Annotated in this window: 18 protein-coding genes; all 18 read right to left on the bottom strand. The window is 43.0% G+C overall.

Annotated features, from left to right (window positions below; all coding sequences use genetic code 11):
• Positions 1–34 precede the first annotated feature (34 nt).
• On the bottom strand, positions 35–4,615 hold the full coding sequence (locus tag Q0090_RS00285; protein ID WP_297946225.1) for a hypothetical protein: 4,581 nt from the start codon (positions 4,613–4,615) through the stop codon (positions 35–37).
• A gap of 2 nt (positions 4,616–4,617) precedes the next feature.
• A complete protein-coding gene (locus tag Q0090_RS00280; RefSeq protein ID WP_297946223.1) occupies positions 4,618–5,556 on the bottom strand; it encodes a HipA domain-containing protein in 939 nt (312 codons plus the stop codon).
• Complete coding sequence (locus Q0090_RS00275; RefSeq protein ID WP_297946222.1) at positions 5,546–5,881, bottom strand: HipA N-terminal domain-containing protein; 336 nt, start codon at positions 5,879–5,881, stop codon at positions 5,546–5,548. Before Q0090_RS00275 ends, Q0090_RS00280 begins: the two co-directional genes overlap by 11 nt.
• Complete coding sequence (locus tag Q0090_RS00270; RefSeq protein ID WP_297946219.1) at positions 5,878–6,102, bottom strand: helix-turn-helix transcriptional regulator; 225 nt, start codon at positions 6,100–6,102, stop codon at positions 5,878–5,880. The genes Q0090_RS00275 and Q0090_RS00270 overlap by 4 nt, the downstream gene beginning before the upstream one ends.
• A gap of 461 nt (positions 6,103–6,563) precedes the next feature.
• Positions 6,564–7,232: a hypothetical protein gene (locus Q0090_RS00265; RefSeq protein ID WP_297946216.1), complete on the bottom strand. Its 669-nt coding sequence runs from the start codon at positions 7,230–7,232 to the stop codon at positions 6,564–6,566.
• A gap of 812 nt (positions 7,233–8,044) precedes the next feature.
• A complete protein-coding gene (locus tag Q0090_RS00260; protein ID WP_297946213.1) occupies positions 8,045–9,220 on the bottom strand; it encodes a hypothetical protein in 1,176 nt (391 codons plus the stop codon).
• Positions 9,221–9,404: 184 nt separating this feature from the next.
• Entirely contained in the window at positions 9,405–11,795 is a 2,391-nt protein-coding gene (locus tag Q0090_RS00255; protein ID WP_297946212.1) for a DUF262 domain-containing protein, read from the bottom strand.
• Positions 11,758–13,494: a DUF262 domain-containing protein gene (locus Q0090_RS00250; RefSeq protein ID WP_297946209.1), complete on the bottom strand. Its 1,737-nt coding sequence runs from the start codon at positions 13,492–13,494 to the stop codon at positions 11,758–11,760. The genes Q0090_RS00255 and Q0090_RS00250 overlap by 38 nt, the downstream gene beginning before the upstream one ends.
• 156 nt (positions 13,495–13,650) lie before the next feature.
• The gene (locus Q0090_RS00245) at positions 13,651–14,625 is read right to left on the bottom strand and encodes a hypothetical protein (protein WP_297946206.1); all 975 of its coding nucleotides are present in this window, start codon (positions 14,623–14,625) and stop codon (positions 13,651–13,653) included.
• Positions 14,626–14,728: 103 nt separating this feature from the next.
• A complete protein-coding gene (locus Q0090_RS00240; protein ID WP_297946203.1) occupies positions 14,729–15,061 on the bottom strand; it encodes a hypothetical protein in 333 nt (110 codons plus the stop codon).
• An 871-nt stretch (positions 15,062–15,932) separates the two neighbouring features.
• On the bottom strand, positions 15,933–16,214 hold the full coding sequence (locus tag Q0090_RS00235; protein WP_297946519.1) for an HU family DNA-binding protein: 282 nt from the start codon (positions 16,212–16,214) through the stop codon (positions 15,933–15,935).
• A 227-nt stretch (positions 16,215–16,441) separates the two neighbouring features.
• Positions 16,442–17,371, bottom strand: coding sequence for a tRNA (adenosine(37)-N6)-dimethylallyltransferase MiaA (gene miaA / locus Q0090_RS00230; RefSeq protein ID WP_297946201.1), 930 nt, complete (start codon positions 17,369–17,371; stop codon positions 16,442–16,444).
• A complete protein-coding gene (locus Q0090_RS00225; protein ID WP_297946198.1) occupies positions 17,352–17,894 on the bottom strand; it encodes a hypothetical protein in 543 nt (180 codons plus the stop codon). Before Q0090_RS00225 ends, miaA begins: the two co-directional genes overlap by 20 nt.
• An 8-nt stretch (positions 17,895–17,902) precedes the next feature.
• Positions 17,903–18,460, bottom strand: a complete 558-nt coding sequence (folE, locus tag Q0090_RS00220) for a GTP cyclohydrolase I FolE (protein WP_297946516.1) — start codon at positions 18,458–18,460, stop codon at positions 17,903–17,905.
• 44 nt (positions 18,461–18,504) lie between these two features.
• Positions 18,505–18,999, bottom strand: coding sequence for an SPOR domain-containing protein (locus tag Q0090_RS00215; RefSeq protein ID WP_297946195.1), 495 nt, complete (start codon positions 18,997–18,999; stop codon positions 18,505–18,507).
• Between the two features lie 120 nt (positions 19,000–19,119).
• Positions 19,120–19,881 carry a triose-phosphate isomerase gene (gene tpiA, locus Q0090_RS00210; protein WP_297946193.1) on the bottom strand — a complete coding sequence of 254 codons (762 nt, stop codon included), beginning with the start codon at positions 19,879–19,881 and terminating at the stop codon, positions 19,120–19,122.
• 40 nt (positions 19,882–19,921) lie between these two features.
• Positions 19,922–21,199 carry a BT_3928 family protein gene (locus Q0090_RS00205; protein WP_297946191.1) on the bottom strand — a complete coding sequence of 426 codons (1,278 nt, stop codon included), beginning with the start codon at positions 21,197–21,199 and terminating at the stop codon, positions 19,922–19,924.
• Entirely contained in the window at positions 21,196–21,747 is a 552-nt protein-coding gene (locus Q0090_RS00200; RefSeq protein ID WP_297946188.1) for a DUF1599 domain-containing protein, read from the bottom strand. Before Q0090_RS00200 ends, Q0090_RS00205 begins: the two co-directional genes overlap by 4 nt.
• Positions 21,748–21,779: the final 32 nt, after the last annotated feature.

The raw sequence follows: 21,779 nt of genomic DNA, 5'->3' as shown, positions 1-21,779 counted from the left end.
ACTTTACATCTATAAGTCTACTCGTTTATCATATCTATGCAATCGTGTCTCTTAGCATGAAAGCTTGCACAGAGTTCCTCTCAACCATAAAGGTCAGAATGGTTATCAGTTTAGATTTCTTGCTTTTGTCTTTTCTTATCTCCGAGCGATTCTTCCGTATGACTTCGCCGATGAACCTCTCCATATAGAAGATGGTATCAGACTCTTTTCCCTGAAGGTCTATTGAAGGATATTTTGACACCATTGCGTATAACCATTCTATCCCCTTGCTCTCAAATTTACGAGCAAAATAGTTGAGATTTCTGGCTATTGAATACATTGTCGTAGCAGAATCTCCACAATCCTGTGATGCATTATCATATAGCCAAAGACTATTGTCGTCGAAGCTGTGCCATTCTAGCGTTTCTGGTGTAGACAAGCGATCCGCAAGGAGATATACCTGTAGAACCTCCCCATGATGATCAACGCATCTAGCCAATACCTTGTTATAAAAATACTGCCAAATTGCCCAAAACTGAGCCCCAGTCTTCAAAGCGATCTCGGCTCTAACAAGCTCTCGAATAAAATCTGCACAGTTACGATCGCAATTAAGATGTTCAATAAATGGAGCTAAGAACGCTCTTAAATCCTCCTCTTTGAGGTGCAGTGCGTGGTATGCCAAAGAACGATATAAACACATCCGTTCTTTATATTCCAATGAATGGGCATGATAATCTTTAGGCTCAAGGGTCCCTGCAAAGCGAGGAAGTAGTTGGTTGATAAACTGCCTATACAGAATATCTTCTGTTCCGTAGGGAAATAACTCAAATAGAACTTCTGCAACCTCCAGACTCAAAGCATTTATATGTATTCCTAGATTGCCACTAAAGGTTATGAGTCCTGTGATCTCTTGACTCTGATCACTAGCAATGGCAATATAATGAGCCAATATCGTATTGTACCATTCCTCGTCTCTGTGTAGCCTCATAGTTTCGATTGCATAATCACAGATACGCTTTCTTCCAGCATTATCATGAATGCATAGAACTGAAGCCAGCATATTTACATAGCTGAGTTTATTCTCAGTGAATAGTCTAATGAGAATAGGCAAAGCACGAACACATACTTCTAAACTATTTGGGAACTGTATTCGATATCTAGAACTAAGTATAGAAGACACACTATCTTCAACTACCTGCTTGCAAAATAATAGGTTTTCCTTTGTAAGCAAATGTTCATAAAACACCAACATAGTTCCAGCAACACCAGCAGGTATAGAGTCGTCTAGTGGCAGCAAAGGTTGCCCTGACTCAATCTGGGCAAGTATATTCTTTGCATCTTCAATAGCTTTTAATGGTTCTTCTTCATATTGTTGATACACTGATACGTCTTCCCCATCAAATTTCTTTGAACACCAAATCCACAGATGCCCAGAACGTGTCTGCTCTCTAAAATTATTATTCGATTCTTCACTAAATCTCTTTAGTTCATCAGGTAGCTGAGGGTTCATATCTATAAGAATACCTTCGCTGATTTCGGAGCATTGAGGATTATGTTTTCTCCGATCTAGTCTGTGGAGTAGTATCAATTTAGTCCTCTTTTCTTCACCATCAGAGAGCGTTTGTATGTCATTATAGTGTTTATCGCACACCGTATGTATCTCTTTGATCAGCTTGTTGTGTTCCTCTTCATCGGTATTACTACTTCTAGTGTATTGATACTCTACACACAGGGCTTCCAAGCTCTTTTTCCTAAAAGCTTGATTAAGAGTTTCTGCTCTCTCTTGGATAATCCACTCCAAATAATGACCATGAGATAAACCATAAGTTGAGGCCAATAGGGACTCATCAAAACTCCTCATATTGTCCCAATGGAATAATTCGATTGTTTTGAATAGATTGGTGGCATATTCACTATATCGCTCAGGGTGAGCTAAAACAACACTGGCTACTATAGCAGTTAGTGATACAGACTTTGAGTGACTTAAGATCCGATCAAAAGAAGCCTTGACTATGTCATCGCATTTTTTATCATCAGCAAGGTTTAGCAGAACTCGCTCTAGGGCCATATGCATAGATTGCATAACATATGGATAGGTAATGTGAACAGCTCCACGATATAGCCCCCAAAGTGAGTAATTACCATACTGTATGTTAGACTTCCCATGTCTAAGGTAGATTTTCACCTTGTTTAGTTGCTCATTTCTACGCTTATCTTTAGATATTCGTGCAACGAGGTCATTAGTAAAGTCGATGATATAATCTAAGGCTTGCCAGTATTTATTGGTTGTTAAAAGAGCAAATAACGGGGTTTGGCATGCCCATGGACTACCATAAGAGTAATTTAATTCTTTATTAAGACCTAATAGATTCTCGTCCAAAGGAGAATAGTCAAGATAGTCCGCTAACTGTCCTCTGGGTCGGTTTTTAGGCTTACTATACCTCCAGAATAAATCCATCAATGGAAATATATCTTCGGGGATAGCTCTAATTAACGACTGAGCATCAAGAGGTCTTGAGAGGATATAATGGATCCATTCGTAATAAGGGTCTTCAAATGAGTTCCACTTATTATCTACTATCTTTTTCATAAGATTACTGAGCTCCGCCTTTATCTCTTTGGCTGATTTAAAAGTGATCTCGGATAAGTCTTGTACTAGACTCTCATCATAAATATGCTCATCGTCACATTCTGTTGTTTCCCAGATTGCAAGTGCAAGTAATCCAGCTTGTCTTGTGGCCAGACCTTCATCGTTATTTGCTACCCACTCTTTCAATACTTTGAATTTGTATTTCAAAGGAATGTCTCTGTCCTTCAATTGATACAAAACAGAAATCACAGCCTCCCAGCCTGCTCCCATTGGGACGTATAGAGGGTATTCTCTGCCTTTATATTCAATGACCTTATTCAGACGTTTACAAGCAAGCTGCAACAGGAATACAATTCTATTTAATAGTTTGGCGTCATTCTCCAGTAGGACTTCTTGATGTTTGGCTAGAAATGCAGTAGCGTATGAAGAGCTCATAATACCAATGAGTATCTCGTCTTTCCAAAGCGACTCTATTTGTGGGGAAAAGCTGTTACTTAATAGCTCCTCAAGATCTTCTGTGGATGTTTCGATTCTCTCTATAAGCCATTGTCTAAATGTCTTCCTCACTAGATAGGACTTGTCTAGAGAGTTGAAAAAATGTTCTACAGATGTCCTGTCTCTCCATGTATCACTAATGATTTTAGTTATTCCCCATTCTTCATATATATCATGGGTAATGAAAAGCCCATAATCATTACGAGCTAGCACCTCATCATCAATCAACAACTGAGTTACTTCAGGGTCGAAGAGATTATCATTAAGATAGAAGATGTCGCCTGAGATTCTGTGTGCTATAAATTTTACAAACGTCTGAGCCCTTTTGATGTCCAGCCCTTTAGCCGTTGTTTTACCAGATATTTTTTCTCTCCAAATACGCTCGGAAAATTTAGAGTAACTATCATCTTTCTTAAGGGTACTATATAGCCTTAAGTAGTAATCTAGGTAGAACAGAGTAGATAGTCTATCCTGAAAGGCTTCATTTTCTGGTAGTTTAAAGTTGTGATTAGCGGCTAATGAAATCAATTTATCTCTCATTAATGAACTAACCTGAATCGTTTCGGGAAATATATTGTGAGAGAAGCCTAGATCCTCTAGGAGGATTCCCATGTAAGCACTTCGTACTGTGAATATGAATGTCCATCCAGCATCATTTAACCTTGTGATAAATGATTCAAATGTAGACGTATCATCTATACCTTGTATCCTTTCGGCAGAATCAATTATCATAACTTTGGTACTGGCGTCATTGTAGACTTTAAGAAAAGTATCAATGTCGCTATTAAATAGCCTATCTAAGCCTATATTCTTTATGTCCTGTGCTTTTCTAATGCAAATAGGCATAGAATCACCTCTCTTTTCGTAGATAGACTTTAATAGGGCTGTTTTTCCACATCCTCCTTCTCCGTAGACGACAATATGCCTCCTTTCCTTTATAGCATCCAGTACTCGTGTTTCCTCCTGAGTGTAATCAATCTTGATAACGTCTCCATTAAAGGATAGAGCTGTACGAATTGGGGCGAGTATTGCCTTTGCATTAGATTCTTCGGACTCTAATATTTGCTCCAAAGGAGATTCCAATGCGAAGAAATAATCATATACCCAATCTAGTTTTATCACATGGTCGAGTATCATCTTGTCCATAATCCACTCAACAGTGATACCCACAGACGAGGCGTGTTCCTCTACCTTCTGCTGAGCTGAGGTTTTCTCCTTATTTTTAGGAGGATTACCAAATGGGATGTTAGTATATATTATCATCCTATTTTGCTCTGGATGTCGTTGGTGGGCTGTTTCAATGGAGCCTATAATTTGGCCTACATCAATTTCCTTCTCGAAGAACTTTGCATTAAACCCTATGACATCTAGACCTTGAGTAACCGTTTGTGTTTCATTACCTGCATGATTCCGGTACTGAAAAATGCCATACTTTAGTCCAAATCTATCACAGAATAGAGAACGAACTAAGTCTTCGAAACGATCTCGTTGAAGCTGTTCACTTGGATACTTTGCTTTAAACACTTCCCAAGACGGATATTTCCTTTCCATTCTTAAATTTGGTTGATTTTGAGATTAATAAGCTCGATGTATTGTCTCTGCATCTCCTTCGGTAGGAAGCTCTGGTGGATGCAGGCTTCCCATTCGGGGAGGATGCGCCCAAAGCGAGCAAAGATGTTGTCGCACACTTTTTCATCCAGACCTGAGGCTATCATTGCTTCGAGGAAGTGTTGGCGGGTGAGTTTGCGCTTTTTGCCACAGAGGGTCAATGCAAGTTCTTCTGTATCCTCAGGAATAACAAGTGCCGTAGACAGCAGGTCGTAAGCTGGAGTGAGTTGATATTCATTTCCCTCTGGAGCATAGAGCGAGTAATTCTTGAGGTGCATATCGGCATTACCTATCAGCCACGAAAAGAGCACCTGCTCCCAGTACTTGACAAGATCAAGTTTTGGCACAGAGCTATACTTGGAGATGAGCTTGGCTATCTGCTCGTGTGAGCCTTTGTATTTATACTCCGTCAAACGCTCTGAAAGCTGACACATATCTTCCATTGGGAGCTTTTCCCCTTGCCCTGTTCGATCTATGCGACGAGTGATATAGCATAGTTCGCCATCGCTGAATCGCATCAGTCCATGAGGAACTGTTTCTATCTTGGCAATCTCTGCAAGGTGCATTGACACATCCTCCAATTCAGGGAGATGCGAATAACGCTCTGTTTGAGGTTTAAGAATAAACCGTCCCCACAAGCCCACGATGGTAAATCGCTTGGGCGAATTGCTCATTTGGTCAAAGTCGAGAGATAGCTTGGGTTGTACTCCTGTCATTGTGGTTTGCGAACGAACAACCTCGTCAGCCAACTCTCGTACTTCGCTACTTGTATAAGGCAATATAGGAGCTTGGGGCGTCCCAAACAATTTGCGACAACACTTGGCATGGTAATCCATCTCTCCATCAACCAAAGGTTCGTAGCAGTATAGGCATCTATTCGTCATCTTCAGTCGTATTTAGAGGTTCGATACTTACCGCTCCAATGCAGTCTCGGCAACAAGCCAGAAGCAAAGCCATTCGATCCCTTGCGTCTATCTTCCAATTCTTCTGAGCAATATCTAACAGCCATCCCTCAGGGATAAGTCCGTCAAAGAATGGATGAAGCGTATTGCTTTGGAATGGTTCCTCTCGCAAAGGCATCGTTAGACTAATGCCTTGAGCTTCAGGCATAGTCAGATAGTTCTTGTCGTAAGCAAAGGAATAGCCCTCATCACTTTCTGTAAGAACGCCTGCCTTGAGCGTCTTCCAATAAACAATAGCCTGCTTCATACATCATCTCCTCCTCGTTTCATGGGTACAGGTCCACACTCTGAGCCGAAGAGTTCGAAGACTTTATTGACCTTATCAAGGCGAAGCGTGGTCTTGCCTTGCTCTAGTTCACGCACAAAGCGTAGCCCCACTCCTGCTTTCTCGGAGAGGTCTACTTGTGTTAGTTTATATTTCTTGCGCATCTCTTTCACATACTGCGCTATGATTGTCCTCGCTTGCATCTTACATCGCTTGCTTGAAGTTCCACATTCCGAATATGTACCCCAAATGCCGTTTTCGGGTACACGTCCCAAGGATATGTACCCATTTTGTCTCTTTTGGGTACATATTCAAGGCATATCACTATGCACGGCTCACTCCGAGAAAGTCATTATATACCTTATCAGTGGCAAATATAAGGAATATAAATGTATTATACCCCTTTTCGGGGATATTCTTTTGAGTCTATAATAATGCTATTGCCGATGTCACGAGTGGCGAGACCTGATTAGCTATTACTCCAGAAACGATGCCAGATGCTATGCCATTAATGGCTTGAAGCCCTCTTTTGATGATATTCCGTGAAGGGCTATCCTTTTCTATTTCAGTTTTCAACTCTTCCGATATCTCTTTATAGTCGTCCGAATTAAGAGATTTCATTATTTCTTCAATGCACGACAAGATACGTTGTAACTCTGGAAGATTATCTTTGTTTATGCTGATATTGGCACCAGATATTATGGTTGCACCATTTGCTGTTACATTCCCCGAGCCGGTGTTTACGATTCCTGCTATTATCTGCATTGTTGGCGTTTCTTTTTTTTATGAGTGAGAGGAAGGGAAGCGACTCTCCCTTGTCTATTTTGAGGAAATAATCTATCAATAAAGACTTTATTTTTACCATGATTTGCTTGACAGAGGCCACTGTAGCAAATTGATATGCTCGCTGGATATCGCCGTTGATGCAATGTCTCATGTGATGATACCATATTTCTATCGGTATATCAATGTGTATGGTTCCTTCACCAGACTTCGTACTGAGCTCTTCAACTTCAGATATTGATCCATGGATAGGTAGATGCAACAAGCGCTCTCTGACTTTCTCGTCTTTTACCATGCCCACAGGGTAGTTATAGCCCAGTACTTCTTGGAATCCACGATGTATATCCACCTTTACCCCAGCATTAAGTAATCTGTATTTCGGAAGGTTCTCCTCATATCCATTCAATTCATGCTCTATCCAAGACAGTAAATCCTTATCATTCTTCTTGGATGCAAAGACTTTGGCCTTCAGCATGGTATTTGCTATCGGAGCATCTTGGGTGAGATCTGTGAGTATGCTCTCTGCTAATTGTCGTAGATTTTCATCCATAATTATTGTATATCATCTCTTGAGTTGATTATGAATAATGACTGAGAATATGTACACTACACTCTTCCACTCAAAGTCATTATATACCTTATCGGTAGCAAATATAAGGAATAAAAAATCAATTATACCCTTTTCGGGGATATTATTTCAATGAAAGAAGGAATTATACCCAATAAGGAGGACTATGATATTTTCCTTGCATCACTTTGCTTTGATATGCTCCGAAATGGGTACTTTTGCAGTGAGCAAGCGTGCTAAGTACAAATGGGAGGTGTTGTAATCTATTGATTTATAGAGTGCAACACCCAAAAGAAGATTGAAAGACTGAGAACTAAGCCATGCGGTACAAGTATATAAATCCCTATAAAACAGTGAGATAAAACTGTTTCCCCATTTATTTAAGGGGTATTTGTACCGATTAAAAGGCTAATCGCCTAATTGATAGAGAGGTAAATATATTGCATCGGCAAATAGGAATCCGACTACAACCGGTAGTGACACAACACCTAAAAGAAAAAGCGCTCATTGATGGGCGCCTTTCTTTTTACCCTTTCTGTGCGTTAGTGACCTCCCTTGGGGGAGAGGGCTGGGAAAGTTAGCTGAAATGCTGAAGATGTACAGCCTAAGATTTCTAGAGTTTAGGGTTGCAACCCCAATGCAGATTTTTACTACTGCATGGTAGAAGTTTAATCAGAGCTAACAAAGTGAATTAGTACTTTCGAGGTTATTTGATGGTAGCGAGACACCCCATTGAATAATCTCATTCATTTGCCCACATTTGCTCACGAATCATCAGAGACTGCACGCCGTAGTCACACGAAATGGGAATCATTTATGAGCGAACAATCAGACATATCCAGGCCATCCTCCCGAAGTGCTTCGATGAGAGCTTGATACGTTTTCCCCTGTGGATGGTTGCGACAGTATTGCACTCGCGAGATGCGATAAGTATTCTCTGTCGCCTGCTCGATCAGAAAGCGATTGAGAAGTATCTCACTACGATAGACATAGTACCAACCATCATCGAGGTAAATACCATAACGAGCCTCCCAATCCGTATCATGAGATAGGCGAATGCGTTGGTATTCCTCTGGCCTCAAGAGGCGATCCACAAAGATATTGGGAAGGTCAAACCACAGCCAGCGCTCTACATTCGTCAGTGCCCTATTCTTGGGAAAGAAAACCCGATCAAGGTCTTTATGTGAACTGATCAAGGCAAATTCATCCCGATATGATCGCCCCAATTCTTCGGGAATAGACACCTCAAAACGGATGTCATTATTAAGGCTATACTTCCGCCTAATAAACCCATATTCACAGCTGTACATTGCCTCTGCAATAGCCCCGGTTAAGGCAGCTAGGAGGTGTTTGTCACCATAGGGGCATCTCATCGCATTGTGAAGAGCGGAGGTAAAATCCCAACTCTTCTTGAAGCATTCCCACGCATGGTAGGCATAGCCAAGAGGGCTTTCTGGGTCGAGGAGACTCCAGTCTTTGAGATAATGAACACCTTGTATAGCTTCGTGCTTTGTCGCTCCCTGCCGCAAACGATAGATAACCTCGGCCAACTGCGAGAAGTAATGCTCCTCCTTATTTCCGTGAAACTTTCTCGAAAAGGCGACAATCCGCTCTTTATCAACAGCATTCCGATAGAATGCTTTGCACCATCCCCCGATAAGAGGGATAACAAGGAGCATCACTCGTTTTACTCTCTTGGGGATGAGCGTATGATATCCTGCTTGCAGCCAATCTCTGAAGTAGGGAGAGGCATCGGCGATATTGCCTTTACGACAGACCCCTCTGATATGGTTATAAAGACTCTCCCACTCGAAGTCAGAAGACCAACGAAGCATAGGCTCTGCAAGGCCAAGCACAGCTAGTCCGACCTCCGAAATCTGGGCCTCAGGCGCAATGAGCCTTCGATAAAAAAGAGCTGGGTCACGCTCCCAAGTCCAAGCAGCTAAATCCCCTATAATTGCTCCTAACATAATCCGATTGCTGTCTTCTACTCAAAGGTACTTCATTCTATATTCTACTCACCCAACCGCATGCTTTCCCCCCTTAAATATCTGCAAGGGGAGATTCTAGAGGCTGAATGGCGTGGCTCATCTAGGGTTGTTTTGAGGAATAATCATCGAATAGAAACGATGCTAAAGTCTCCGAAACCTCTATCTAAAGAAATGAATTAGTTACCTCTGTCATAAGCTTTTCGAGTTCTTCTTTGATCTTAGAAGGATCAAAAGTGTCAAATTTGACCTCCTTGACGACCTCCTCTTTTTGGTCTTTAGAGCAACCAAACACCTCAAGCAACTTTGGATAAGCTGAGAGGTCCGTATTGTTGTCCGTATCCTTCAGATTGATCCTCAGTACTCCAGTAGAGCTACTGCTGCTCTTCGAGAGGAACCGTATATCGAGCTTGATATTCTTGTATTGAAGAACTATACAATTGAGTTCATATTTGGAAGCGTCCCAGTACCAAACAGTCCACCCATCATGCTTAAGAAGCTTTTGATTCCATCCTCTATTTTCATACCCTCCCTCGAAGCTCTTGAGGATATAAGCATTGCGTCGAGAAATGAAAGCTGTATGTTTTACGGTGCTACCTGAGGTAGAGATTTTCCAATCGTTGGCTTCCCAAATTATATCACAAGCTCCAGAATCATTCGTGAAAGAGAGTAAGTAATCATCTTTGGCAAATTCGCTATATTCCTCCTTTGGGTCAATATGCTCATTAATATATCTTTCCAAAAGGGCCAGGAGTTCATCGCAACCCTTATTGACACTCAAAGCGTCCTCTTTTAGGAGATAGTCAAGAAAGGCTTTTATCTGGGAACAATCTTGACTTAAGAACTTCTTCCACTCACTCCAGAGCCAACCAAATGTTCTATATGCCCCTCGTGCAATGGGTTCATAGGACTTCAAACAAACTATTATGCAACGACGCAGTGTTTGAGTAAGGTCCTCATATTCGACCTTTCCTGAGAACAATCTATCAAGAAGTTCAGTGTATTGTCGGAAGAGATCGAAATCAAATTCTCCATTATGGCTAGCCCATTCGATAATTGGCAAGATCTCGCCATCCCATAGATCTTGTGCTTGGAGACTCCAGAATAGCTCCTCAACTTCCTCACGGCAGTCAGAGTCTCTAAGAATCTCTAGCTTCCGTATTTCTTCTTTAGAAAGTATCTTAAACTCATCTTTAACGTTGACTAAGGAGGTAATATCGGAGTCTGCGATTTGCTCAACAAGGTCAAGAGTCTCGGAGACTAGATCGTTTACCGACTTCTGGACATTGTCAATACGGATTAAGTTTTTGAAGAAGTTATATACTCTGAGACATTGTCTCTCTTGGATGGCCCCCCCTTGATTGTAGACAAAGCGTAGCAAAGGGAGCAAGACGAAACATTCTTTCTGCTCAATCTTTTTGTTTTTAGGAGATAGTAGGTCTTCTTCGAAATTGTAAACATTTCTGTTTTCACCAACAATCAACTTAAGAGCTTGCCAGTACTTGTATATTGTATCAAATGAAATATCATCATAGGGGAACTTGTATATTTCTTCCCCTTTCAGAATCTTTTTCGCCAACTTGCGTGGCCCCTCTGTTTCATTATGACTAGTTCTTTGTGATGCGCCTCCGACCGTATATTCAATAATAGAGATCCATCGCAAGAATTCTGAGAATCCCACATCTGCAGTGTCATTAGGAGCCCTGCGATTGCGCCAAAACCAAGTCTCAATTCTCTCCCACTTTGTAGCAAGATCTTCTTCTTTCTTATTGATTTCAGAATTAATAACTAGGGGTTTTAGGTTCTCAGTCACCGACAGAGGCTCCCCCGTAGTGTTGATAACAACAAAAGTCTCTTCTCCATTAGATCTGGTCTCCATATCGAAATACATGAATGTGAGTCCATGAAGAAGCCAATTCCCAAAGTCTTCACACCAAGCATCTTCTTGGTCCTTTAGTATCGACTCTATCGACTCCAGAGCAAGAAGTATAGATCCAATACTCGGATCGTAGTCATAGTCTCTGAAGTACCATTCCGCATCTCTAATGCATCTCACTGCATCCGAGTTTTCGATAAAGAATCGACAGACAAGATCGCTTAAGAAGTAGAGAGATGATTCTCGAATAGCATACTGAAGATAGGGCTCTCTATCATCTAGGCTATACTCATAGTCGGATATGAGATACTGACGGAACTTGCCAACACGTTTATTGAGCATCCCCAAGAGAAGATAGAGTGTAGTAAGACGTTGCTGACCATCACAGAGTTGAATATGATTAGCCGGCATCTCATAGCCATAAAAGAGCCCTAGATTAAGTGTAAAATACCTATCGTTATTCCTAAACTGACTTATAAGAGCTTGAATAAAATCTCGGACTAATTCCCCTTTGATCGAATCTGTTTTTGGATTCCGTACACCTCCCCAACAATAGTCGCGCTGTAGGTCTGGAATGATAATTCTACGATTGCCGGAGAAGAGCTCTGCTAGGGTATAGGTCTCCCCTGTAACAAAGTTGATTTTATTCCTGTACATGATTGATCGATATGTATCTTTCATAGGTTGTGTCAAACTCTTTTAGTACTTGCAACTTGTTTTGAGCGATATCCGATCCCTTCCATTCGGAGTTGGAAAATTTGTAAATACTATGCAGTAGATGTCTACTCTTGAAGACCTCTTTCATCTTTTTATTATTGAGTTTCTTGAAGAAGAGGGCTTTCTTTTCTTCAAACGAACTATTACTGAAAGATGAATTGTCATCCTTATAGAGTAGAACTAAGTTCCCTATGGAGTGCTCGCTTGCCGTAACCCCATCGTACACACAGTCCTCTCTTCGGATGTATGAACCATCAATATCGGAGTTAGTTAGCTCTTCGTCATTACCATTCAATAATTGTTCTCTATCAACATCCTTATAGGTGTGATAGACTTTAGATTTAGGATAAATATGCTCTAGAGATCGTCCACGACTATCCGTTCTGTCCCAAATAGAGAAGTCAAAATTCCTTCCCCATCCATCTTCTTGAAGATTGTCCTCGTCTATATTCAGTCTAAGAAGGAGCTGAAATGCCACCTCTGGATTAGTGAGATAGAGATAGTTGTCCTCTAGTTCTTCTCTCCTTTTTTGATACTTATTACGGATTGCTTCCTCATTATTCTCTATAATCTCCTTATGTGTCACATCTAGGAAAGCCAAGAAATAATACCTCTCCAACTCGTCCTGCCGAGGCTTCTCTCCTAAAAAGTACCATTTTATAAACTCTTTCTTATCTCCCTTTTCTCTTATCCTAAGGATTGCCCCAATACAATTATAGATTCTAGGAGTATTGAAGGCGTCTTCGAAACGCTTCTGAAGTCTTCGTAACCTATCAAAAGTATCCTTGGCTTCTTTTGGATGCTGTCTTTTTAGGAACCCTTCGCAGAACCCTTCGAATGATAAATCTTTAAAGCCCATAGACTGATGCAGAGTTAATACGAGAAGCCCCATAACATTATGCACCATGTATAAATTCTGAACCTCCTTTTTATTCCACCATTGGAGCCATTTGTCCCACTCTCGAGCATAGCGACTTCGCAGCATATTGCACTCCCACTCCCGAGAAAGATGCTCATCGGATCCGGTATTAGGGTCTGGAGAACTAAGAGATGCCAAGCGAAGTAATTCTGCTTTAATAAGCTCTTCCGGTTTCATCTCAGCTCTATTCCCATTCATCATTGAGAATACTATCGTGGCCCTTTCTTTCGGAATATCAATGTAAAGGAATTTGACGTTATCAAGGATATAGTCAAGGAAGAGTCCAGGATCCTGGACTTCTTTGATCCTGGACTTAATGATATACAGAGATTTCTTGAAGAAATAAATGTCTTGATACTCCTCAGTATCCTCAGGTAGAGTATTGAAGTCTCCCAAAAATTCACTGCTCTGAAGAAACTTCTGAGACTCTTCGCGAACTTCGTAGTTGATAACAAAATGATCTTGATAACCTAGACTTTTCAATAGAAGATAGAAGAAAGTCGTGCGTTGCTGTCCATCTACTAGTACAATAGACTCCTCCATTTCAGAAACAGTAACACCTTGAATAAATATGGAACTTTGCCTCTCCACAAATCCTTTAAGAAGGGATTGCATCATGTAGGTTGCCGAATCTGTCTGGTTATTGGAGCTTGTTTTCCCCCAAACATAGCCTCGCTGATAATAGGGGATAATAAAGTTTTTGTGCTTGTTGAGGTACTCTCTCAGGGTTATTGTTGTATTCATTGGCAACACCTTATTTATTGCTCTGTATCACTTCTTTATTTTATATCTATCAATGTCTGCTATAAAAAGGACGATTTCTCTCTCCTACATATTCCCAACTGAGTTTCAATTTTTCAGATCTTCGCATACCTAAGGAGAAAAGGGGGGAAGTGGGTTTTAGTTTTGCTGGTCAGGGGGGACTTCAGTGCCGTCACTTAAGAAGAGACGCCCACTAGCCTCATCTTTAATGACGATAGTACTCAAGCCGAGCCCTTCCGCCCAACTCCATCTAAAACCACCTTTTCGGAACTCCGTAAGCTGCTTCCCTTGCCTATTGAAGAAGGCTCGTTCCTCCCCTTTGGATACGGAGAAGCCTGCACCATTAAAGTTTGCATGACAACAGTCAATAGGGAAAGGGGTGAGACACTCCCCCGTAGTTGGGTCTAAAACATACAGTTCCTTACCTTTAGCGGTTAAAACCCAATTCTTTGGTCTATTTAGGGAAAGGATTTTATAGTCCGGATACTTCTGCTCCAGGGTCGCCACCAATGCATGACACTCACTGAAAAGATCATGGTACTTTGGGTGATAGTCCAGAACTTGTTCCATTCTCCCTTTGAAGATAGAGAGGTCGAACTCATGAACTTGGGCATCCTCTATACTGTCTCCATAGGCACACCACTTTTCAAAACTGGCATTAGGATCTTCATCGAGGAGGGAGTTCCACGAATGATACTCATCGCAAATCCAACCCTCGGAGAATCCAAAGATCCGTGCAACATCAAAGGCATCCTCTCTTGGCCACGAGCGAATATGCCCATTGATATCCACCGAATAGGGCCAAAAGTAAGTGCTATAGCGAGACATAATCCAGATATCCCAGTATCCTTGTCTAAGCAAACAAGTAGCATGAATGAGAGGGAGTTCAAAACTATACTCCAGCAAATCCTCCGGGTCCTCCGAAGAAGTGCGGAACCTTCCCCAATCAGGAGAGTCTGAATTATGGATACAGATGTTCTCAACAAACGTCTCTCTCCCCCCAAAGTACTCTGCAATCTCTTCGATCTTTTTATAGAATACTTTCGTGGCAAGGGCATTATCCCAGATGTCATAGCATTCATTGGGAAGGATTAAGCTAAGATTTACACTCATAACTTTAACTATCTAACGCCTACAAAGGGATCTTCTATACTCGGATATATCATTTTGGAAGGAGTATGCATAGGCTAATGGGAACCATCTCACGCCCATGTGTTTATTTATCATTCATCTTTTCAATTATCGAGAGGAGGCGATCTATCTGCTCCTGAGCTTTAGTTAGGAGTTTTCTCTGCTCACCGATCTCTTCCATTGCTCTCTCGAGGAGGTTCGCCTCATAAATCCAGCTCTCCTTATTATTCGTTGTGTTGCCTTGATAATTCAGATCTCCATCTCCTATTTGTACTTTAGAGGAGCTCCCCATCATATCGCCTTCACCAAATAGCAACCAATTCCGAGAGACATCAGGGAAGGCTTGTAGAATATTTTCAGCCTTATCTGCCCCCATCGTCTCTCCAATTCCACTCACATAACCATTCGCAACGTGCATAATTCTCTCAAGCGCTCTCACTGAGATTCTTTTTTCTTGTGCTAGATGTTTCAGTCTATTACTCAAGTTACTCACGACCAGTCCAATTATCTTATTAAAGAAAAATCACACTACAAAAGTATTTGCTCTGATGTTGAATCATCTTACCCCTAGCATACAAAGTTGTAACAAAACAAAGGTACAAAATAGCTGGCAACCAAAAGATTTAAGATAAAATTTCATTTACACTTTCCCCTTCTTATCCCCAGATATCCCCCAAAGTGTAGGGTTAATAGGGAAAGGAGAGATTCGTTATAGGCAGGAAATCGGGAGGTGGAGAGGGGATCCCTTGTGGGGCTGGTGGCCGAGGCGTTGCACTAGCGGCGAATTTCTGGCGACTCTAAAGGTTCGGATAATTTCGAGCTAAAACGAAAAACTTTTCAGGCAGAACTTCCCCCCTTACTGCCCTAAAAATTAAAAGGAATCAGCCTGTAAAGCAGATCAAAATAGGCCAAAAAGGGAAAGAAAATCAGGGAGAAAAGATTTGGGATCTGTACCCCACCGGACAAAAGCGAGGTATCGGACAAAAAAGGTCCTAGTGAGGGCTTAATCAAAGGGTAGCATAGAAGGAGAAGAAACAGTCCTTTCTTCGTCACATCACATCAGTAAGAGTAAGGTAAAAATGATGAGCGAAAATTGACATTTCCGTCAGAGAGAATGGGGTCACTCCCCCTCACACTCATAAAAAAGAAAACACCCCGGGGCAAGAAGTTTTACCTCGGGGTGTCTCTATAAAAATAGAAGGTTTCTTCAGTCGCCTTAGTCGCCGGCTACACGATTTTGGGAGATCCGCAAATCATTTTACAGGCTACGACAAGCTACAAGAGAACTCTTACTTAAGATCAAGATTAGCACCCGGCTTAAAGTGTACTACCTTGCGAGCAGCAATCTTGATAGTTTCCCCAGTGCGAGGATTCTTTCCTTCGCGTGCCTTTCTCTCAGAAACAGAGAATGTACCAAAGCCTACGAGAGGAAGTCTATCCCCCTTTTCCATCGTTTCCTTTACTACTTCCGTAAAAGCGTTGACAGCTTTTTGAGCATCAGCCTTAGTAAGGCCGGCTTTTTCTGCAACAGCAGCGATAAATTCAGTCTTGTTCATTGTTTTCGTATTAATCTTATTCTGTATTTCAATCTTTATCTCCTCTAGCTCTCTGGTTAAACGCCCCCGTACAAAAGAGAGTTACAGAGTCCTTAGCTCCGAAAGAAGAGGAGACTACTCTCGTCCTCAAAAGTACTAATAAATATGATTCACACTACCTTTTCCATGGAAATATTTGTCTAAAAAGAGCATTTTACCCCTAAACCGAGTTTTTCCAGCCTTGATCAAAGGCTTTTCTAGCACTAAAGAGGAAGGAAATCGAGGATATCAGCAAGAGAAGATATAGAAGCATCCACTCGATGATAGTCGTGCTGTTTCTTAAACCACATCATCTGTTTTCTCGCATATATGCGTGTGTTACGCTGTATTTTATGGATAGCTTCGTCAAGAGAGATTGTTCCATCGAAATAGGAGAATAGCTCTTTATAGCCGATTGTGTTTAGAGCATTTAAGGCTCGATGAGGATAGACGGCTTGAGCTTCGTCTAGCCAACCTTGTGCCATCATCTGCTCTGTACGAGCATTGATCCGTTGGTATAACTCTTCCCGAGGAGAGGTCAGTTCAAAGGGGATAATGGTAAAAGGACGCTCTTTGCTCGTGTTGGTTCGGAAAGAAGATAAGGGTTGGCCCGTGGTACGAAAGACCTCCAATCCATGAATTACCCGTTTGGGATTGCAGCGGTCCACGATGTGATAATAGTCGGGATCCACGAGAGCAAGTTCCCGGAGCATTCCCTCCAAACCCTCTGCAGCGTAGCGTTCGTTAAGCTCTTCTCTAATGGCTACATCTACATCCGGCATATTGTCTATACCCTGAGTAATAGCACTAATATAGAGCATTGACCCACCCACCAAAAGGACGATGGGATGCGTCTGGAGCAGATCTTGAATAAGGGGGACAACTTCGCTCTCGTAGCGTGCCGCATTGTAGGGATCATGTATGGTAGCATTCCCCACCATGTAGTGTGGGATGGCAGCTCGCTCCTCCGGAGAGGGCGCTGCGGTGCCAATGGGCAACTCCCGATAGATCTGCCGAGAGTCCACAGACACAATGGGAGCGGAAAAGTGATGGGCCAGAGCAAGAGAGAGACGCGTCTTACCAACGCCCGTAGGGCCCGCCAGAAGCAGGACGTGTCCCCTCTTTGTAGCAGTATCAGTAGTCCGGATTATCACTATAGAAATCGCTATCGTCGAAAGAGGCATCTTCACCAAAATCCTCTTCGTCCTCATCCAGAGAGAAGTCTTCGAAAGAGGGCTCATCTAGGGGATTTTCGAAAAGAAGGGCATCCATCTCGGCATCAGACAAAATCGGGCTGGGGGCATTTCCTTTGCTCTTGAGCACCTTAGCCTCCTCTTCGCATGAGGGAGAAGTCCCTACATACTTGACAAAGAAGCAGCGCTCCGTGAGGGTATCGAAGATATAGACAAGTTGCCGGTCCTCTTGGGTTACTACCTCGCTAAGCGATATAGTCTGCATGGTTCTAGGCTCCTCTTCGGAGGTCGAATCGTTGGTAATCTCTTGCAGCACGTTATAGTCCTCATCACACAACATGAAAGAGGTAAACAGGTTGGAGGGATAGTCCACCGCCTGCAAGATAAGCTGATGCAGATCGAACAAGGTTGCCGACTCAGGCACCTCTAGAAGACGCTCAAAGTCCTCTATCTCGGGAGATAGGAGCAGTAGTTTAAAAGCCATCTCTAGTATTAATTGCGACGAATTCCAATAAGATTCATAAACTCTTCTCGAGTTCTAGCTTCTTCAAAAGCACCCGTAAAGTCGCTCGTTGTAGTAAGCGAATTTTGCTTCTCTACCCCACGCATTTGCATACACATGTGCTGCGCCTCTATAACCACGATGGTACCAAGAGGATTGAGAGTCGCCTGTATGCAATCCTTTATTTGCGTAGTAAGACGCTCCTGCACCTGCAAACGACGTGCAAAAACATCCACAACACGGGGGATCTTACTGAGCCCCGTTATATACTTATTGGGGATATAACCAATGTGCGCCTTGCCAAAGAAGGGAAGCATATGGTGCTCACACATGGAAAAGAAGTCAATGTCTTTTACAATCACCATCTGCCGATATTCCTCACGAAACATAGCAGAGCGCAATATTTCTTCGGGGTCTTCTCTGTATCCTTTAGTAAGGAATCGGAGGGACTTAGCTACCCGTTCGGGCGTCTTAATCAAACCTTCTCGGTCGGGATCTTCGCCGATCAGCTCAAGGATGCGACGCTGAAGATGTTTCATCTCGGCCATCTCTTCGGGAGAGAGCTGAGGGTCGAATGTGGATTGTTTGTTCACTAGTATGATACTCTAATGTTGTCTCGTACAATGTATAGCTCCGGAGCAATCGCAGGGATCGCTCTCTTGAGATCTTGCATAGCCTTCTGAGCCTCTTCTCGGGTTTTGAAGTCGCCTACCGATAAGCGCCAAAAGGGTGACTTATAGGTTACGTAGCAGCCCAATGCAGGATTGGCCGCATTTACGATCTTAGCTCGGCGGTAAGCCTCGTCTTTTGATTTTGCAAGGTTGCCCGTATAGGCTTGTATGCGAAAACCCTGCTGTGTGTAGGATCCGCTCCTCTCACCCTCGGAGTGGAGGGCTTGCTTATGATGCACTAGGCCGACTTGGTTTTTAATGTCTTCGGGCTGAGTAATATCAATTGTTCCCTGTCCATCTCGTTGGGCAGCAAGGGCCTCAAAAATACCATTGGCACCATGACCCAAAGACTCCTTCTCTGTCTGAGCATAGCCTTGGAAACAAGATATCAATGAGATGAATAGCACTAGAGCCATACCCCTCAAAAGGGTACGGCCACTAGTTATATTTGAGATCGAATAACGAACCATCTTACGTTGTATTAATTGAGAATAAAGCGACTCTTCTACTCTACTTCCGGAGAGGGAGAGGATCCGTTATTTATCAAAAGCACGGATAATGGGAAGGAAAGTATCAGCAGCAAGGGCAGCACCACCAATCAAACCGCCATCTACATCGGGGTTGGCAAAAAGTTCTTTTGCATTAGAAGCCTTACAGCTACCACCGTAGAGGATTGAGCAATTATCGGCTACCTCTTGACCATACTTAGAGGCTACAAAAGCCCGGATACGAGCGTGCATCTCCTGAGCCTGCTCAGGAGTGGCCGTACGACCGGTACCGATAGCCCAAACGGGTTCGTAAGCAAGGATTAGCTTAGAGAAGTCCTCTGATGAGAGATGGAATAGAGCTTCTTTGATCTGCTTTTCAACCACCTCAAAATGGCGGTCTGCATCCCGATCCTCCAGTTGCTCCCCTACACAGAAGATGGGAGTAAGCCCCTCTGCAAGAGCTAAATCCACCTTTATTGCGAGAGTTTCGCTATCCTCATGATAGTAAGCACGACGCTCGGAGTGGCCTATAATTACGTAACGAACACCGCTAGCCGCTAGCATAGGAGCAGCCACCTCTCCCGTATAAGCTCCACTAGTATGATCGGCACAATTTTGCGCACCTATACCTATTATGGATTGATCAACACGCTCTACCATCGGCACAAGATGCAAGAAGGGGGGTGCAACAATAACACGACAATTCGGATGCTGTTCCTTCAGCTCCTTTTGGAGAGTTTCTACTAGTTCGAGACCTTCGGCAACGCTCTTATTCATTTTCCAATTGCCTGCTACAATTTTTGTTCTCATAATGGTGTTGTACGTATTTTAGGTAAAACAATATTCTTTGCTATGCAGAGGGAGGGATAGGCAGCGTGCGAGACTTGGTAATCTCACGACGCGTAGAGGTAACAATCAAGGATACAAGGGTATATAAAAACCAAATTATCAGAAGGATAGACCGTAGTAAATACTCCTCGTGACGTACTCCTTGTGCATATGTATTCTCTAGCAATTCTCCCATTTCCTCCCGGGTGCCGGGCAGATCGTGTCCATTCATCTTTCGATAGATCACGCCGTCCTTTATAAAGATGATAGAGGGCACCCCTCGTGCCATTGTCTTAATGGTTGTGGCATCGAGGAATAGGCACTCATAAGAGGCTCCGGTGCTCTCTCTCCAGTTCTTTTCCTCTTCGAATGTGGAGCTAGAGAGGGCATACAGCGTAGCCGAACGCTCCTCAACAGCTTCCTGTAAGAGGTTTAGCTCTGGGCCCAACGATGGGGAGACCTTTGTCCAATTTGGAGTGGTAATAAAGACAACCTCTCCCTCATTGATCAGTACATCATACGTGACATCCTCAGTCCCCGCAAAGAGGATAAAGTCTGTAATGGGAGGTGTGTAACCCTTGGATATAAGCTTGTCGTGCCTATCCACATAGCTCCAAGAGCTATCGGGGAGGTTGTCCATATCGAATGTTTTTTGCACTCCATCCTTTTCGTAGATAAACTCATAGGCGTACTCATCTTGAGGAGCATCCTCGGGCACAAGCACCAAGGAGCGAAGATTTTCTCCCACCTTATAGGGGCGGAAGTCAAGCATGGGAAGGTGCCAATAATTGGCAAACGTAAAAACCAAAATACCCAATAAGGCAAACAAACTAGGGATCCACACCGCCTTATAAGTAAAGGCTCCGGATATATGCTTCGAGCCAAAGAGGAAGACAAGAGCCGCAGAGAAGAGGACTACATTCTTCTCAAAGGTTTGCCAGTTCGTTAGCTTAAAAGCATCCCCGAAACAGCCGCAATCCGCCACCGGATTGTAGAGTGCGAGATAGAGGGTAAGCAGCGTCATAAACCCCATGAGCAAGGCTGTACCCCAAGCGGCTAGCTTGCGCCATACACCCATAAGAAGCAATGCCCCCAGCATGAATTCGAGGGTGGAGAGTGCAATGGCAACGGGCATCGCAAAGGAGGTCATAAAGGGCATTTGGAAGGAGGTGAAATATTCTCCTACCTTGATACTCGCCCCCACAGGATCTATTGCCTTTACAATCCCCGAAAAAAGGAAAGTAAGGGCAAGAAGGAATCTTGCAACCTCTACTAGAATACGTTTTGTAGCTAATTTCATTCTACCATGAGCCTTATAAGGGCGAAGATAGCATAATTTACTATATCCATGTAATTCGCCTCAATGCCTTCGGATACCAGCGTAGCTCCATTATTATCTTCAATCTGTTTGGTACGGAGTACCTTAGACAAAATCATATCGGTAAAGGAGGTCGTACGCATCGAGCGCCAAGCCTCTCCATAATCATGGTTTTTGTCCATCATGAGACGGAAGGTGCGCTCGGCAACGGCATCGTAGAGGCGCAAAGCATCCGCCACCTCGAGATCGACGCTATCAGCTTCCCCTAGTTCTAACTGTATCTGTCCCATAATGGCGTAATTGACCAGCCCGATAAACTCAGGAATAATCCCCTCGTCTACCCTAGCCTCTCCCGTTCTCTCAATGCTACGGATACGCATTACCTTGATGTATAATTGATCCGTAAGCGACTCGTGACGGAGTATACGCCATGCCACTCCATAGTCTTGCAACTTTTGGCTGTAGAGTGTACGGCATACTCTAAGCACCTCTTGGTACTGATGAGTGGTGAGGTCTACATCTTGTATCATAACTAGGAATGGATGTATGTTTTAGGACAAAA

Origin of the sequence: uncultured Porphyromonas sp. (assembly GCF_938023125.1) — a bacterium.
Taxonomy (GTDB): Bacteria; Bacteroidota; Bacteroidia; order Bacteroidales; family Porphyromonadaceae; genus Porphyromonas.
Note: the sequence above shows the minus strand (reverse complement) of the source record. Positions and strands in the feature narration are given on the sequence as shown.

Coding starts and splice junctions, on each gene's coding strand:
- Q0090_RS00260 (WP_297946213.1), bottom strand. CDS start 9,220: ATGTTAGGAGCAATTATAGGGGATTTAGCTGCTTGGACTTGGGAGCGT.
- Q0090_RS00240 (WP_297946203.1), bottom strand. CDS start 15,061: ATGCACGTTGCGAATGGTTATGTGAGTGGAATTGGAGAGACGATGGGG.
- Q0090_RS00225 (WP_297946198.1), bottom strand. CDS start 17,894: ATGGCTTTTAAACTACTGCTCCTATCTCCCGAGATAGAGGACTTTGAG.
- Q0090_RS00275 (WP_297946222.1), bottom strand. CDS start 5,881: ATGAAGCAGGCTATTGTTTATTGGAAGACGCTCAAGGCAGGCGTTCTT.
- folE (WP_297946516.1), bottom strand. CDS start 18,460: ATGGCCGAGATGAAACATCTTCAGCGTCGCATCCTTGAGCTGATCGGC.
- Q0090_RS00265 (WP_297946216.1), bottom strand. CDS start 7,232: ATGGATGAAAATCTACGACAATTAGCAGAGAGCATACTCACAGATCTC.
- Q0090_RS00255 (WP_297946212.1), bottom strand. CDS start 11,795: ATGAAAGATACATATCGATCAATCATGTACAGGAATAAAATCAACTTT.
- Q0090_RS00250 (WP_297946209.1), bottom strand. CDS start 13,494: ATGAATACAACAATAACCCTGAGAGAGTACCTCAACAAGCACAAAAAC.
- Q0090_RS00285 (WP_297946225.1), bottom strand. CDS start 4,615: ATGGAAAGGAAATATCCGTCTTGGGAAGTGTTTAAAGCAAAGTATCCA.
- tpiA (WP_297946193.1), bottom strand. CDS start 19,881: ATGAGAACAAAAATTGTAGCAGGCAATTGGAAAATGAATAAGAGCGTT.
- Q0090_RS00215 (WP_297946195.1), bottom strand. CDS start 18,999: ATGGCTCTAGTGCTATTCATCTCATTGATATCTTGTTTCCAAGGCTAT.
- Q0090_RS00200 (WP_297946188.1), bottom strand. CDS start 21,747: ATGATACAAGATGTAGACCTCACCACTCATCAGTACCAAGAGGTGCTT.
- Q0090_RS00205 (WP_297946191.1), bottom strand. CDS start 21,199: ATGAAATTAGCTACAAAACGTATTCTAGTAGAGGTTGCAAGATTCCTT.
- Q0090_RS00270 (WP_297946219.1), bottom strand. CDS start 6,102: ATGCAAGCGAGGACAATCATAGCGCAGTATGTGAAAGAGATGCGCAAG.
- Q0090_RS00280 (WP_297946223.1), bottom strand. CDS start 5,556: ATGACGAATAGATGCCTATACTGCTACGAACCTTTGGTTGATGGAGAG.
- Q0090_RS00245 (WP_297946206.1), bottom strand. CDS start 14,625: ATGAGTGTAAATCTTAGCTTAATCCTTCCCAATGAATGCTATGACATC.